Genomic DNA, 1,378 nt, shown 5'->3' on the forward strand with positions numbered 1-1,378 from the left:
TTAGGCTGGTCAGGTGGTTAGAAGTACAAGCCCCTGGCTTTAGACATGGGGTTGGTTTCTACGGAGTCCCTGACTTTAACTCGAGTGCGGTTCTATCTGAGCGATCGCGATCGCCGCCACTTGACGCACCGATTCTCGTTCGTCGGTTAATTTGCCTTGTAAGGCTTCCAGAGCGCTGCGATCGCCGATTTTGCCCAAGGCCAGCACTGCCGCCCGTCTGACTGACTCTGAGGGGTCATTCAGACGCTCGATGAGTGCCGATACCCCCAAGGGGGAACCCACCTGACCCAACACTGCTGCAGCTTCCACGCGCACCGCCGCTTCGCGATCGCGCAATGCCAGCAGCACTTTTGCCAAGGCTCGATCGCCTTGTTGCCCTTGGGCAATATTCCCGAGGGCGCTCACCACCGCACAGCGGACATCCACGGAGTCGGAGGCGATCGCCGCCATCAGCGGTTCCCTGGCGGATTCACCCATAAATGCCAAGGCCCAAGCGGCATGACCTTTCGCCGTTTCGGAGACATCGGCGGTGAGGGTATCGAGCAGGGCTTGCACTGCAGGTGCCCCCATTTTCGCCAAGGCCCCGGCGGCTGAACTTCGCACCACCGTATCTTCATCAGATAGCAAGGCATCCATTAAAATGGGAATTGCCCCAGGATAGCTGATTTTGGCCAAGGCTTTGCCGCAGGAGCGACGCACTACGGGGTTTGGGTGATTGGCTAATCCGTCCATTAAAAACGGAGCCGCTGCTTCCCCAATGATGCCAAATGCCTCCACTAAGCCTAAGCGGGTCATCCCTCGGGAATCTGCTAAGGCGGATACCATCTGCTGTAGGAGTTTGGCATCGGTGCGATCGAAGTTTCCCTCGGCGAGTTGCTCGTTGATGGTTTCGAGCAAGCGATCGGTTTGTGCCTGGGAGGGGGCAGGGGGTACATTGGATGAAACTCGAGAATCTGCCATGATTTATTCCGATCGCAATGGGTCGATGGTGGCTTTGCGCGATCGCAGATCGGCGAGCAAGGCATCGATCCGCTCTAATTCGGGATGTTGTTCTAAATGCGCCATTGTCGCTTTTTTAGAGAGTTTGACTTTTTTGGCCATTTCCGTGACGTCGTTGACGATTCGCTCTCGATATTGCTGCAAACCGGCGATGACGTCATCGAGTTCTTGTGTTGGTGAGGCTAGGGGGTTTTTTTCTGAATGCTCAGACATGGCTATGGCTGGTTTGGGACGCTAGCGGATAAACTGCACAGATCTATCATCCCAAAAGCGGTACTGCTTGACCAGGGAATATAAACTAAATTGATACTCCCTACGGATAAATCCGAGGGATTCTTAAAGAGTCCAAAGTCGGACTTTTAAAGGCGCTTTTCCCCAC

Annotated in this window: 2 protein-coding genes; both read right to left on the reverse strand. The window is 54.7% G+C overall.

What is annotated here, in order from left to right; genetic code table 11:
* Positions 1-75 precede the first annotated feature (75 nt).
* A complete protein-coding gene (locus AC0QH1_RS27105; protein ID WP_324634580.1) occupies positions 76-960 on the reverse strand; it encodes a HEAT repeat domain-containing protein in 885 nt (294 codons plus the stop codon).
* A 3-nt stretch (positions 961-963) separates the two neighbouring features.
* Positions 964-1,212, reverse strand: a complete 249-nt coding sequence (locus AC0QH1_RS27110; protein ID WP_324634581.1) for an acetyltransferase — start codon at positions 1,210-1,212, stop codon at positions 964-966.
* Positions 1,213-1,378: the final 166 nt, after the last annotated feature.

The sequence above is a fragment of the Phormidium sp. CCY1219 genome (assembly GCF_055795085.1).

Coding starts and splice junctions, on each gene's coding strand:
- AC0QH1_RS27105 (WP_324634580.1), bottom strand. CDS start 960: ATGGCAGATTCTCGAGTTTCATCCAATGTACCCCCTGCCCCCTCCCAG.
- AC0QH1_RS27110 (WP_324634581.1), bottom strand. CDS start 1,212: ATGTCTGAGCATTCAGAAAAAAACCCCCTAGCCTCACCAACACAAGAA.